The sequence below is a fragment of the Lentzea atacamensis genome, assembly GCF_003269295.1.
Lineage (GTDB): Bacteria > Actinomycetota > Actinomycetes > Mycobacteriales > Pseudonocardiaceae > Lentzea > Lentzea atacamensis.
The window spans coordinates 19630-32193 of the sequence record NZ_QLTT01000016.1 but is presented as its reverse complement, the minus strand read 5'-3'; the positions used below and the strand labels follow the sequence as shown (position 1 = coordinate 32193).

The following is a 12564-nucleotide window of genomic DNA, read 5'->3' as shown; positions in this document are numbered from 1 at the left end:
ACGCAATTGGAGGTGTATTCCCATGCACAGCAACAACACGGCTACGACACAGACCGCGCTCGGCCTTGCCGACCGGGCGGTTCTCGCCGCGCGGACCATGCGGGACAAGGGCATCGGTGAGTTCACTCGACGCCACGACACTCCAGAACAATGGAACAGGTGGGCCCGTCGCGCCCGTGTAGCACGGAACGTTGCGGCAGCGCTGCAGATGCCCGCCGACAGCGTCACCGTCACAGACGACCCTGATCGCCAGTACCGCACACGCAACGGCAACGTGCCCGGTGACCTGATCACGGTCACGGACCCCGCAACCGCTCGGCAGTGGCGACTCCTGACCGACTTCACCGGTCCGGGCGAGAGCTGGTTCGTCCTGGACCGGTGTCCGGGCTGCGAGGCCGAGGTGCCCGTCGTGCGTATCGCATGCCTCGCCGACCTCGGCGACTACCTCGACCCGGACAGCGACGTCGTCCCCGCCGACGAAGCACGGGACGCCTCACTCCACGAGGCGGACTGCGTACTCGCACTCCCCAACTGATCACGAAGGAGACCTGCAATGACCTCTCACACGCATGCGGAGACCGTCGTCCAACGCTTCCGCGAGAACAACTTCGAGGTGACCTCCATCGTCGCCGACCCCGCCGACGCCCAACAGGTGCTCTACGGAACCGTCACCCGCAACGGCGTCCTCGTCGGGAGCTACTACTGCACCGACCGGGTGCGCCAATCAGGTTGGCGAGTCGTCACAGCGGACGGCGAACACCTCACCTTCGGCAACGAGCCAGTGGAGCTCGCGTACGACGGCGACGCGGTCTTCCTGCTGACGAAGAACGCAGACTCGCCGGCGTCTCCGGCGTAGATCCCCCAACAACACAACGGAAGGTCGACATGACAACGTCATTCCCGCACACCGTGGTCGATGAGAGCATCAGCGCGGCCGACGGTTACTACACGCTCCTGCGGATCGTGCACCTCGGCCCCCACACGGTCCGAGTGCGAGTCCATCGGGACGTCGAGTTGGAGCCTTGCTTCGCCGCGGCCGAGGTCCTCAGCAGTGAAATGACCTGGACGCCTCTCGTGATGCACCACCCGGACCACTGGTTCGACCGCACGGCCACGCCGTTCAGGCACATCAACGTGAAAGCCGAACTCGAACCCCTCGCGAATGACCTGACGCAGCGCGTCACGGCCGTCCTCGTCAAGACCATCGCCCTCCCCGAGCACGTCATGGACGTCGTCGGCGCGCTGTTGGCCGTGGCGTACGGCAGCGCAGGCGAACGTGTGATCACACCGGATGACGTGCGGTGGGCGAAGGCCAACGGCGGCCCGTTCCGCGCCATCGACCGGCAGGACGGCAGCGTGCTGCTCACCAAGGCACACCGCTACGACTGCCCGTTGCTCGTCAGCGAAAGCGACGTGCCGTGCGACGGTAAGTGCCAAGCCGTACAGACCGCAGGTGGTAATCCATCCATGAACTAGGTTCCAGCGCCCAGCTTTACCGACCGACGACGTGGAGTCGCCGGTCGGCCTTCTTCTCCCCTGGGTTCTAGCGTTCCCAACCACGAAAGCGAGTTGTTGCCGAACCCGCAGGCCCGGCAACAATTCAGGACGTTCTATCTACTTCGTCACGGCGGGCGCGATCGCAAACCGCTTCGGGGCCGCCTGCGTTTTCACGACGGTTCCGGCCAACGTGGACGCTTCCAGCGCGTTGTTCACAGCGCCCTGAGAACGCCCGAGAGCCCTGCCGATGTGCGTCGGCCCGAACGCCTCACCGGGATGCATGCGGAGGTAGTCCTCCGCCAACTGCCTCAACGCACCGGGCTTCAGCCGTCCTTCCGGAAGCGGGTCGAGCGGTTCGCGGACAGGAACCGCGGCTTCGACCAGCTCAGGTGCCGCGACCACTTCCGGCTCCATCGCGTCGGTAGCAGCCGACCACAGATCACCGACGCGTCGGCCATCAACCACTCCGCGTGCCGTGCGTATTGCGGTCCCATCTGCCTCCCAGCGCGCCAGAATCTTCCCGGCGGTGGATTTGTTGATTCCGACGCTGACGGCCAAATCAGCGGCCGTAGAACCTGGCGCCGCGACCAGGGCCGCACGCAACTTGCTCGCGGCCGTTTCAGGCGTTGTGGCGCTGTCCTTCTCGATCTTCGCTGTGGTCTTGGTTCGGTTCTTGCTGGGCATGACGGTCTCCGCTTCTGGGACGTGGTTACGCAGTCATGCCCTGGCCAGGGCTCAAATGTAGCCTGCGGCGCGCTCCCGCTTTGAAGCCAGCTACAGGACTATGAACGCTTCCTTCAACACGAGAAGTCAAGCGGCTACTAGAAGAATCTCTGTCTCATGTAGACACGGCGCTATGCGGCCGGGTCGCCCCGTAGTAGTCGTCACCGGGCCAGCGGTACGGGCCGATCGTCACGACCTGCCCGAAGGTGGGCGCGTGGATCATCTGCCCTGCCCCGATGTACAGGCCCACGTGGTGGATATCCCGCGAGGTACCGTAGAAGACCAGATCGCCCGGCAACAGCGTTTCGCCCGCAGGTACCAGCGGCCCCGCATCATGTTGAGTGTGCGCCGTGCGGGGTAGTTCGACGCCAGCCGCGTGGTATGCCGCCTTGGTGAGCCCGCTGCAGTCGAACCCCCCTTCCGCCTCGCCGTCTCCACCCCAGACATAGGCCTGGCCCAGCTGTGCGCACGCGAACTCGATCGCGACACGCGCTGCGGGCGTGGCCGCGCGGACCTCTGCGCAGTTCCCGGTGCCGAGATTGGCTGCGTCGGCGTACCTCCGAGCTTGAGCGAGTACGTCGCGGACGTACCAGTCGGCGTGGTTGTAAGCGAAGATCGCCTTGTGGAGGTCCTGCGGGGCGCCTGAATCGCACAGGTAGAAGGCTGCCGCGTAGACCGCGTCGTGCGGGTTGTAGCGCGAGGGCGGAGTGGCACCGCCGGGCGGGAGCTTGTGACGGCCGAGCACGCCTGCAAAAGTCGGCTCGAGAAACTGCATCGGCCCGCCGGCACCGGCGAAGTTCTCGCCGCTGGTCACGCCCGGAGTGTCGAGGCGCGCGTGGTCAGTCTCGATCTTGCCGATGGCCGCGAGGATGCTCCAGTCCAGGCCGGGACACACTCGCGCTGCAGCCACGTAGAGCGCGCAGAATGCCGGCGGTATGTCCTCGATCGGCTTGGCGCAGTTCACATGGCCGGACGACGAGGAGCCGAACAAGGAGGACACCGCGTTGACGACACCTGCCGCCGCGAGGACGGCAACGAGCAGAACCGCGCCAACTGCGGCGCCGAGCTTGACCATCATCGGGCAGCAGCCGCAGGTCGCGATGCCAGAGGCGGCATCGGGTCTGGCGGAGGCAAGACCACCGGCAAGTCGGTCGCGGAAGCGGCGGGGCGTGGACACGTCGGAAGCACCTCGTGAAGCCACGACCGGTTCGACGAGTGGGCGTTGAGGGCTAGCCAGACCGCGTTCGCGGGACTCTGTTCATCGCTGGGATCGAGGAGGTTGGCGGCCGCGGTGGCAATCGGCACGGCGTCGGGGTTGTCGAGTCCGCGCCAAGCTGCCAGAAGTTGTTTGCGGGCGTTGGCCTCGCGGCGCGCGGTCGGAAACCAGAACAGCAGCGGGGTTGAGATCCCGGTGCTCTCGGCTAGGGCGCTGTAGCCCACGAGCTTGGCGACGACCTTGGTCAACGGCTCGGTGCCGAGGTCGAACTCGAGGAAGAACTCGGCGTGCGCGCCGCCGCGGTCGAGCCGACCGTAGCCGTCCGGCCTGGTGAGGTCCCCGAAGAGCCTCGCGCACCGAACTTCGGACCACCACGCGTCGACGGTGAACGCGCCACCGCGTTGGGCGTCCGCGATGAGGCGGACGAACCACTCGTTCACACCGACGGTGTGGGCCAGCCGCAGACTGTGAGCGATGCCGACGGCCCGGTCATGGCGGTAGCCGAGTTCCTTCACCTCGAAGCCGTGTTGCGCGGCCAACGCCGCCGCGCCGGCGGGCGCGAGGACGTAGTGCATTGGTGCGCTTCCGGTCGGCGTGAAGGGCTGGAAGCGGTCAACCACGCTCCAGAGGTACAGCTCCCGCAGGCGCTGTCGTCCAGAGCGGTAGGACGGGAACGCCACCGAAGTGATCTGCTCGGAGGTGAGCACGCGGTGTTCCCAGAGCATGCTGATGATCCACCGATCCCGGGGAGTGAGCCTGGTCGACAACACCGCTTGGTGTGCCGCGGAGTTCGCGACGCGAGGTGCCGGTCGAGCCGGATTGGGCGCTCGGTGACGTCGTTGCGGAGTGGGTGCGGCGAGCATTGCGTACTCCCCTGGTCAGCTGGTCGAGTTGCCGCGTCGTGGATCCACCGCCCGACGTGACGCGGGTCCATCACTGTCGGGTCGCGTGTGGATGGTCTTCGCACGAAGTCGTTGGTTGTCGCGCGCAGCGGCACGGAGGAATCGGCTCCGTCCTGGTACAGCCGGCCGAAGTGGCTCTGTGACCACGGTGAACGGCTCGGTCTCGGCGCCGTGCACGACCAGGCGGACCGCGGCGTGGAAGGCGTCGAAGTGGGACAGGTCGTGAGCGGAGATCCGCGGGGCGGTGTGCCGGGCGAGGTGGTGCGCGTCCTCAGGGCTGACGTTGAAGAAGAACTTGTTGCGGGCGTTCGCCGAGATGCTTTCCTGCAGTGCACCCGGAAGCTGCGCGTTGTTCTGGTGAGCCAGCACCAGCGAGAGCCGCAAGGCTCGCGCTTCAGGGAGCATGTCGTCCACCGCGTACGGCAGGTTCAGGAAGTTGTGGAACTCGTCGAGGATCAGGCTGGCGTCGCGTCTGTCGCGCTGCGGCGTACGGGCGCGGGCCGTGATGACCTGCCACACGTTGGCGACCACGATCGAGCCGACCAGCCTCGCTGTTTCGTCGCCGAGCGAGCCCTTGGGGATGCGGACGAGGCAGATTCCGCCGTTGTCCAGGACTTCCTTCATGTCCACTGTGGATCGGCCGGCAGCCACGGTGTCGCGCACGAATCTGCGCAGCAGGAAGGCTCGGAGCTTGTTCATCAGCGGCGCGATGACCTGGGATCGGCTCGCGTCGCTGAGATCGTCGTACCAGGTCCAGAACCCGCGCAGCACCGGATCCGTGATGCCGGCGGTGGTCCTGGCGCGATAGGCGGGGTCAGCGAGCAGCTTCGGGACGTCGGCCAGCGTCGCGACGCCGTCTGTCATCCGGAGCGTGAGGCAGGCGGCCCGCATGACGTCGTCGGTGCGTGGTCCCCAGAACGCGGAGTACACGCGGCGGAAGATGGAGACGAGGTTGTCGACCGCGAGATCCGGGTCGCCGCCGTCCAGCGGGTTGAGGCAAGGTGACTGGCTGCGGGAATCCGCGTCGAAGAGGACCACCCTGTCCGCGGCCGCGACCGGCAACCGGGACAAGAGGTCGGTGACGAGGTCGCCCTTCGGGTCGATCACGACCGCGGCACGTCCCGCTTCGGCATCCGCGAGGACGAGCTGGGCCAGCAAGGTGGACTTGCCGGAGCCGGTGGCGCCGATGACGTGCATGTGATGCCGGGCGTCGGCTACCCGGAGGCCGACCGGCCTGCTGTGGCCGCTGTCGGTGCGTCCAAGCGGCTTGATGCCTTGGCCGGTCGCTGGGATTCCGGGTGGTGGAGCGATCGCACGCGCGCCAGCGCGTTGTATGCCCGGCAGGGTGTCATCGGTCGGCAAGTGCGCAATGGCCGCGAGTTCGGGAACCGAAAGCAGATCCCCTCGACCGAGTCGGCGTTCGGCGAGCGCTTCGACCGGCCGACGCAGCCGCTTACGAGTGAATCGGTTGTGCTCCGTGTAGGTGGCGAACGTCGCCGCCAAGGCGTGAGCTCGTCCACGGATCGCAGCCTTCGCTTGGCGGACCTCAGTCTCCGTGGCGTCGACGCCGAGCAGCGTCGAGACGCCGTACCGAACCACGGTCTCGAACTGGCTGCTGCGTTGTTTCTGCACGGATGCGCGGCTCTGAGCCGACAACTCGAGTCTGTACTCAGGGCTGGTGTAGTTGGTTGTGGTGCTGGAACCCCGCCGTGGGGTTCTCAACGACGGCGTGAGCAGGTCGAGGAGGTGCCCGGCGAGGTTGGTATTGCTGCGGCTCGCACGTCGCGCTCGTGCGAGGCGGCGCCCGGTGGCCGGGCGGGCAAGGACCTGCACACACGCGTGCTCGTTGTGTCCCAGGCCGACTGGTGCCCCGAGCAGTCCTCGCAGCGGATCTGCGGCGAAGTCAATCCGCAGTGGGAGAGCCTCTTCACGGGCGAGCCGCAGCTCTCCCCCGGCTGCGAGCAGCCTCTCACCAGGCCTGCCGAGCGGAAGAGGTGCTTCGGCCGGTGTGGTGCTCGTGTGGGCGCCTGGCCACGCCGCTTCCACAGCCCGTTCCACAAGACCTGGTGGGATCGCGCCGGGCACCCACAATCGGATGCCCACTCCGGCTTGGGAGAACGTGAACTCGAAGGCCAGGTGTGGCTGGCCGGTGAGCAGCCGATGCCAAGCGGGGCGCAGAAGTCCGACGAGGTGGGACCAGAGCGCTGCACCGCCGGTCGGATCCGGCTGTGGCGGGACCAGAACGGTGACCATCCGAGCTTCAGCCGCGAGGCGCTTGTGGCAGCGCCGACGCCAGGCGCGGCGACCAGCGAGCGCAACACCAGCACCTACCGCTGCAGCGGGCGCGAGCTCAGGTCCGGATGTGATCACCCAGTCCTGAGCGCTGGAAATGAAGCCACCGAGGCCCGAGCCCGGATCGGTCAGGTAGTCGTCGATCCAGTTGGTCGTCATCACGCTGCCTCGGCGTCGTCGATGTCGACATACGCCGCTTCCGCGTCGTCGAGCTCGTCCTGCAGTTCTGCCGGATTGGTGGTGATCAACTCGTGTTCGGCCGGGGACGCGATGCTGTGGAACGCGACGCGCTGCGTTCCGGTGGACAACAGCCCCTGGCCTTGGTCGGCGGACAGGAGGAACTCCTGCTCGCCTTCCGAGAGGTGGAAGAGCTGGGCGAGCTTCTCGATCGCCTGGGGTGCCTGCCGCAGCAGGATCTGCGTCTCGGCGTTCGCGACTACCGCCTGACCGATCTCGTTACCGAGAACGTCCAGCGCGTCCTGAGTGATCACGGTGAGACCCGCGTTGTTCTTCCGGCCGACCTTCGAGGTCTTGAACAGGAAGGCCGCCCCCGCAGGCTCCTTGATCAGCCACCACGCCTCGTCCACGACGACGAGCCGTCGCCGGCGGATCGCCGGGTTGGTGATGCACCTCCACACCGCGTCCAGCGTCAGCACCGTGCCGACGCTCTTCAGCTCGTCCGGAAGGTCGCGAAGGCTGAACACGATCAGGTGGCCTTCTGGATGTGTGGTGGTCTGGCCGTCGAAGAGCTTGCTGAAGGCGCCGTCGACGTACGGACGGAGCTGGGCGGCGAGATTCGTCGCCGTCTTGTCCCCGTAGCCGTCGAGAACCTCCCGAAGCGTGCGCAGGGTGGGAACCGGCCGAGACCACGTTCGAGCGTCGGCGGTGATGCCGACCGACTCGTACGCGGCGGCGATGGCCTGGTCGAGAACCGCTCGTTCTGCTGCGTCAGGTTCACGTCCGATGAGGACGGCGATCACTGTGTGCAGGAACAGAGCACGTCGCTGGAGCGCGTCGCGCGGCGCAGAACGGTGTCCGTCAGCTCGCGTGTGGACCGGCAGGTCGAACGGGTTGAGGCGCATGTTGTCCGCGCCGAGCCGCACTTGGACGCCACTGACCGCGGTGGCAAGCCGGACGTACTCGTCCTCGGGGTCGATGACCGCGACCTCGATACCGCGGTAGAGCGATCTGAGCAGTTCGAGCTTGACCAGGTAGGACTTCCCCGCACCGGACCGACCGAGGATCACGGAGTTGTGGTTGTGCATCCCGGCGCCGAAGCGGTCCCAGTGCACCAGGCCCTGCGAGCCGATGTTGTAGCCGTACAGCACTCCCGACGGCGCTGCGACGCTCGTCGGGTCGGGTGCCGGCAGGTCCGGTGAGGTGAACGGGAAGGCAGCGCTGAGCGCGCTGGTGTCGAAGGTGCGGCGCATCCCGATCAAGTCCATGCCCAGCGGCAGCGTGGACACCCAGCCCTGAAGGCTCCGGTACGTCGTGTGCTTGGCGTCGAGCAGCAGACTCGCGCACAACGACCGGAGCGCGGCCACCTCGTCCGCCAGTTCCTGCTCACCACCGGCGTGGATGGTGAGGTACAGGCCGACTCGGTAGAGCTTGCCTTCGCCGCGAGCCACGCGGTCGGACAGATCGTGTGCGTCTGCTGTCGCGATATCGGCCTGCGGGTCCGGAAGGCGACCGTGCTCGGCATCGTGTCGGCGCCCGGACTCCAGGCGCGCCAGCTGCTTCTTCAGCCGGACCGCCGATGTCGCCGGGTCGACCGGGTCGATGTGCAATGAGACGTCCAACCGGCCGGGATAGTTCAGCAGCGGGGAAAGCCAGCCCGGGTAGACCTCGCGGGGGAAACCCGTCACGGCGAAGCTCGCCACCCATTCGTCGCCGAGCTCCAGGTGCCTCGTGCCCACGGAGATGGCGTCCGGAATGATCGTGTTGGTCATCGCGCCTGCTCCCAGTCGTAGTCGGACGCGGTCGTGATGACCTCGCAGGCGTTGGCAAGTCCGGCGGAGGGCGGAAGGAGGGTGTCGGGGTTGCACGCCGCCGCCAGCACTGCGGTCGCCTGGCCCGCGTCCAGCGGAGTGATGACGACGCCGGCGCTCGTGAAGAGTTCGATCGCGTCGCTCAGCCGCCGGACCAACCGTGCTTCGGCAGCTCGCCGCGTGCCATCCCCAACCTGCCCACCTCCGCGGCGGCGGAGAATCGGCAACGCGCGCTTGGTTTCCTGAGCGATACCGAACGGCTCCCGCAGCACCAGCAGGACCTGTCGGCGCAACAACTCTGTTCCGGCACCCAGTTGTTCGAGAAAGTCAGCGTGCTCGCGAGCCGCCCGCTCCAGCGCCGGGTGCGACAGTCCGCCGGCGGTGTCGCGCAGTTCGGCGATTTGGTCGGTCAAGTCCAGCCGGTGCGCGCGGACCAGCACCTGGACGGGGCCGGTGAGCGAATGCAGGTACCTGCCGAAGCTCGAGACGACGGCCTGTTGTTCCATCGGGGTTCGGAGAGCGAAGTTGACGGTGCTGGCCACGGCTACGAGCGCCAAGCCATCCGTGCCGAGGTCCACCACGCCGGTCGGCATCACGTCCTCCACAGGCAATCGCAACTGAGACGACGCGTGCTCGGGTTCGGCGCCGGACTCCACGCTGGCGGTAATCCAGTCTGGTGTGGACGAGACGTCCTCTGGCGCCGCGACATGCCTTCGCGGCGTCAAGCGCTGCCGGAACGCGGCCCAGAGCAGGCGGTCCAGAGAGACGCCGTCGCGCTGGCCAAGAGCGAGCACGACCGCAATCGCCGCGACCGGGAGTGCGAGAACCAAGAACACCAACAGAGGAACGATCCGCTGGGTAAGCGCCCACAGGACGTAGAGGATCACGCCGGTCGTCGTGAGGAGCGCGAGCTGGTGTCCTGTGAGGCCGAACAAGATGCGGTCAGGCCGATCGACGTCAGCGGGAATTCGTACGGGCCGCGTCATGACGCACCGCCCGTGGTCGGCCTGGTGCCTCGCGGTGCGCTGGCAGGCAGGTCGAGCGGGAGCCGAAGCTGACGTGACCGCGGTCGGCGCGCCGGCGGCGTCGGTTTTGGCATCGGCGGATGCGCAACGCGCGCCACACCTTCAAGTGGCAACGCGTACTGACCATCACGCTGCGGGCGAGATCCAGCGAACGGGTCGAAGGGAAGTTCCGGCTGACGCACGCGGCTGGTAGTCCGTCGGGCCTGCTTGGGCGCTGGAGGTACCGGTGGCTTCGGAACGCGCGCAACATCCAGCGGCAGTACGTACTGACCATGACGTGTCGGCCGTACACCTCGGTACGGGTCGAACGGGAGCTCAAGCTGCTTGCCGAGGTCACGGCGAGGCGCGGGTGCCGGGCTCGCTGGCGTCGGCGGACTGCTCGGAGTAACCCGAGGAACGTCGATGGGAAGCCGGTACTGGCCACTGCGGGTCAGCACTGGCCGGTCCGAAGGCCATCCCTTGTCGAACGGAAGGGCGAGTTGTCGCCCCTGCGGTTTCCGCGATCCTCCGGTCCGAGGAGCGGGAGGTACCGAAGCGGTCTTGGGACGTCGTCTCAGTCCTGGCAACGGGAGCATGTACTGGCCCGACCCATCCGCCTTCACGTTCGAGTACGGGTCGGGCGATCCTGTCGGTGGCTGGTTCGCACGAGCGCCAGGTGCTGGCGTGCTCCTGGTGCCTCCAACGCGGATGAGGCCGAAGGTCTTGTAGGCGATGAAGCCACGGATCAGCGAACCGAGGAAACTACGACCACCGCCGAGCTGCACACGCTGCATAACCCAGGTCGGGATTTTGACCAGGATCCACAGCAGAGCGCCGGTGACGATGAGGTTCAGGACGTTGTCCTGAGTGGGACCGAAGATGGTGAAGCCCCCGTCGGACAGGATCACGCGCAACCCGACGATGAGGACGAGCGACTGTCCCACCTGGATTGCGAGCACGCCGCCGAACGCGCGCCACCACCATCGCGCGATCCCTTCGGTCTGCTGCAGTCCGTGCAAGACGAGGAACAGGGGCGCACCCGCGACAAGTGCCGCGGTTACCGCGACCCGGACGGCATAGGTACCGAGCAACGCCACCAGGAGAACGACGATGCCGAGGCTGATGAGCAGGTTGAAGATGCTGCCGCCGGTTGCCGCGCTCGTCACGGTGTTGGCGAACATCCCGGCGAGCTGCTGGGCGGCGGCGTTCGGCTCCACACCGTCGGCGACAAGTGCGTACGACAGCGCGTTGGCGAACTCGACAGCTCGCCCCGCGAGGAGCAACGACAGGTTCGCGGCCAGAAAGCCGACGACGATGCGGGGCGCTGTCTCACGGATGGTGGTGCGCGTCTGCAACGTCTGGTACGTCATCAGGACCAGCCCGGCCACTGTGATGAGCAGCGCGTAGCTCGCGACAGCGATCCCGCGGGACGACTCCCACAACTCCGCGATTTGGGGGACCTGGTCCAGTCGAGGCGTCGCCAGCAACGTCTCGCCGACCGTCTGCAGCAGCGGGTTGAGTGCGCCAACGACCAACGCCGAGAAGAAGCTCGTGATGCCTTCCGACACGCACGCACCGACGTCGGTGATCCCGCACTCGTCTGTCTCACGAGAAGGTGGCGTCGACGGACGTGGCGCAGAGGTCGTCGGCGGACTGGTCGTCGTGGTCGGGTTCGTCGGCTGCGGTTCCGCAGCAGCCGGGGTGACTCCGACGCTGAGAATCGCGGCGAGGGCACTGAGCACCACCCACGCGAGCCGCCGCTTAGTCGTCGAAGGACGTGTGGCCGTGGAGACCGTGTTCATCACCGGTCTCCGACCAACGTCTTGAGGATCGCGACGAGCAACGGTGCGAGCATCGCGATGGCGAAGCCGACTCCACCGGCTTTGAACGAGGCCTTCGCCTTGTCGACCTCGCCGGGTTCAGACCCGTTGATGAGGAGCCGCAGCCCGCCGATCGAGAAGCACACGGTGGCGACAGCGGCCGCGATGCCGATGATCCAGTTGCGGATGTTGGTGAGGACTTCGTCCAGGGTGGACGCGAGCGCAACTACGTGCACAGGTTGCGCAGACGCGGTCGAGGTGGCGACCAGCAGCGCGACGACCACCAGCTCAGTGAGAACAAGAACCCGGCTGCTGTTGCGGAACGAACGAATCAAGCGCATCGCGGCACCTCCGGAGTCGTGCTCGACGGCGGCGCGGGCACGTCGGGCGAACTGGTGTGCGTGGAGGCGTCCGGCTGCCTCTCGCACCCCTGAACTCCGGATCCGGAGGTGTTCGGGGACACCGTGTCGACGTCATCGCGCAGGTAAAGGACGAGGCGTCGTTCAGCACGTTGGCGCGCCTTCTTCGTGGCCTCGTAGCTCGCGCCGCGCTGCTCGGCGACCGCGGCCAGCGACACCTTCTCCAGTCTGGTCAAGCCGATGAGGTCGGCTTCGCTGGACGAGATCGCACCGGCTTCGACGGCACGGGCGAGAACGAAGTCCGGGTGCCCCCACGGCGCTGGTGGAGATGCCGAGGTGAACGAACCGGCTGACGGAACTGGGGTGTCCAGTGCTTCCCGGAGAGCTGCGTGTCCAGCTCGATAGGCGGCCCAGCGCAGCCGCACCATGATGCGCGGACGGCTGAGGTCGACTGCGGCCAGTTCGGTGAGGAACCCGGTGAGCACCGAGCTGTGGATGTCGCTCGGATCGTCGGCAAACCGAGCCGTCAGCTTCGAAGCGACGTTGAGGAGCGCCGGCAACGCGATGCCGGCGCACGCGACCGTCCACGTGGCACCTTCGGTCCGAGCGAGCCGGACGAGGTGCGTCCACACGGCATCGCGGACGTTCTGCGGACACGTGCGGCGCAGCAGGAGGTCACGGACTTCGTCCAACCGGACCCACCGATCTGGGAACCCGTCGAACAGCCGCCCGTCGACGGACACCGGATGAGGGCCGGTGGTGA

12 protein-coding genes are annotated in these 12564 nt (G+C 67.1%); 3 read left to right on the top strand and 9 right to left on the bottom strand.

Features of this window, described 5'->3' with window-relative positions:
• The first annotated feature begins 22 nt into the window (after positions 1-22).
• From C8D87_RS43140 to C8D87_RS43130, 3 genes are read left to right on the top strand one after another with little or no spacing between them, the layout of a single operon-like run.
• The gene (locus C8D87_RS43140; RefSeq protein ID WP_112232320.1) at positions 23-535 is read left to right on the top strand and encodes a hypothetical protein; all 513 of its coding nucleotides are present in this window, start codon (positions 23-25) and stop codon (positions 533-535) included.
• A gap of 18 nt (positions 536-553) precedes the next feature.
• The gene (locus C8D87_RS43135) at positions 554-856 is read left to right on the top strand and encodes a hypothetical protein (RefSeq protein WP_112232318.1); all 303 of its coding nucleotides are present in this window, start codon (positions 554-556) and stop codon (positions 854-856) included.
• A 29-nt stretch (positions 857-885) separates the two neighbouring features.
• Positions 886-1476 carry a hypothetical protein gene (locus C8D87_RS43130; protein ID WP_146772084.1) on the top strand — a complete coding sequence of 197 codons (591 nt, stop codon included), beginning with the start codon at positions 886-888 and terminating at the stop codon, positions 1474-1476.
• A 138-nt stretch (positions 1477-1614) separates the two neighbouring features.
• Here C8D87_RS43130 and C8D87_RS48385 read toward each other — a convergent pair whose 3' ends face one another.
• The 9 genes from C8D87_RS48385 to C8D87_RS43085 all read right to left on the bottom strand — a co-directional run bounded on the left by C8D87_RS48385 (position 1615) and on the right by C8D87_RS43085 (position 12493).
• Positions 1615-1899 (bottom strand): hypothetical protein, encoded by a 285-nt coding sequence (locus C8D87_RS48385; protein WP_233442561.1) that lies wholly within the window; start codon positions 1897-1899, stop codon positions 1615-1617.
• 436 nt (positions 1900-2335) lie between these two features.
• Positions 2336-3298 (bottom strand): C40 family peptidase, encoded by a 963-nt coding sequence (locus tag C8D87_RS43120; RefSeq protein WP_112232312.1) that lies wholly within the window; start codon positions 3296-3298, stop codon positions 2336-2338.
• On the bottom strand, positions 3295-4299 hold the full coding sequence (locus C8D87_RS43115) for a replication-relaxation family protein (protein ID WP_112232305.1): 1005 nt from the start codon (positions 4297-4299) through the stop codon (positions 3295-3297). The genes C8D87_RS43120 and C8D87_RS43115 overlap by 4 nt, the downstream gene beginning before the upstream one ends.
• Before the next feature lie 15 nt (positions 4300-4314).
• Entirely contained in the window at positions 4315-6789 is a 2475-nt protein-coding gene (locus C8D87_RS43110) for a type IV secretory system conjugative DNA transfer family protein (protein WP_112232303.1), read from the bottom strand.
• Positions 6789-8579, bottom strand: a complete 1791-nt coding sequence (locus C8D87_RS43105) for a VirB4 family type IV secretion system protein (RefSeq protein WP_112232301.1) — start codon at positions 8577-8579, stop codon at positions 6789-6791. The genes C8D87_RS43110 and C8D87_RS43105 overlap by 1 nt, the downstream gene beginning before the upstream one ends.
• Positions 8576-9604, bottom strand: coding sequence for a PrgI family protein (locus C8D87_RS43100; RefSeq protein ID WP_112232299.1), 1029 nt, complete (start codon positions 9602-9604; stop codon positions 8576-8578). The genes C8D87_RS43105 and C8D87_RS43100 overlap by 4 nt, the downstream gene beginning before the upstream one ends.
• Complete coding sequence (locus C8D87_RS43095; RefSeq protein ID WP_146772083.1) at positions 9601-11424, bottom strand: hypothetical protein; 1824 nt, start codon at positions 11422-11424, stop codon at positions 9601-9603. The genes C8D87_RS43100 and C8D87_RS43095 overlap by 4 nt, the downstream gene beginning before the upstream one ends.
• The gene (locus C8D87_RS43090) at positions 11424-11783 is read right to left on the bottom strand and encodes a pilin (protein ID WP_215732656.1); all 360 of its coding nucleotides are present in this window, start codon (positions 11781-11783) and stop codon (positions 11424-11426) included. The genes C8D87_RS43095 and C8D87_RS43090 overlap by 1 nt, the downstream gene beginning before the upstream one ends.
• Entirely contained in the window at positions 11774-12493 is a 720-nt protein-coding gene (locus C8D87_RS43085; RefSeq protein WP_233442560.1) for a hypothetical protein, read from the bottom strand. The genes C8D87_RS43090 and C8D87_RS43085 overlap by 10 nt, the downstream gene beginning before the upstream one ends.
• Between the last annotated feature and the right edge of the window lie 71 nt (positions 12494-12564).

Bases quoted from the DNA above. Each gene is read 5' to 3' on its own strand.
- C8D87_RS43130 (WP_146772084.1), top strand. From the start codon at position 886: ATGACAACGTCATTCCCGCACACCGTGGTCGATGAGAGCATCAGCGCG.
- C8D87_RS43120 (WP_112232312.1), bottom strand. From the start codon at position 3,298: ATGATGGTCAAGCTCGGCGCCGCAGTTGGCGCGGTTCTGCTCGTTGCC.
- C8D87_RS43095 (WP_146772083.1), bottom strand. From the start codon at position 11,424: ATGAACACGGTCTCCACGGCCACACGTCCTTCGACGACTAAGCGGCGG.
- C8D87_RS43100 (WP_112232299.1), bottom strand. From the start codon at position 9,604: ATGACGCGGCCCGTACGAATTCCCGCTGACGTCGATCGGCCTGACCGC.
- C8D87_RS43105 (WP_112232301.1), bottom strand. From the start codon at position 8,579: ATGACCAACACGATCATTCCGGACGCCATCTCCGTGGGCACGAGGCAC.
- C8D87_RS43110 (WP_112232303.1), bottom strand. From the start codon at position 6,789: ATGACGACCAACTGGATCGACGACTACCTGACCGATCCGGGCTCGGGC.
- C8D87_RS43115 (WP_112232305.1), bottom strand. From the start codon at position 4,299: ATGCTCGCCGCACCCACTCCGCAACGACGTCACCGAGCGCCCAATCCG.
- C8D87_RS43140 (WP_112232320.1), top strand. From the start codon at position 23: ATGCACAGCAACAACACGGCTACGACACAGACCGCGCTCGGCCTTGCC.
- C8D87_RS43135 (WP_112232318.1), top strand. From the start codon at position 554: ATGACCTCTCACACGCATGCGGAGACCGTCGTCCAACGCTTCCGCGAG.
- C8D87_RS43090 (WP_215732656.1), bottom strand. From the start codon at position 11,783: ATGCGCTTGATTCGTTCGTTCCGCAACAGCAGCCGGGTTCTTGTTCTC.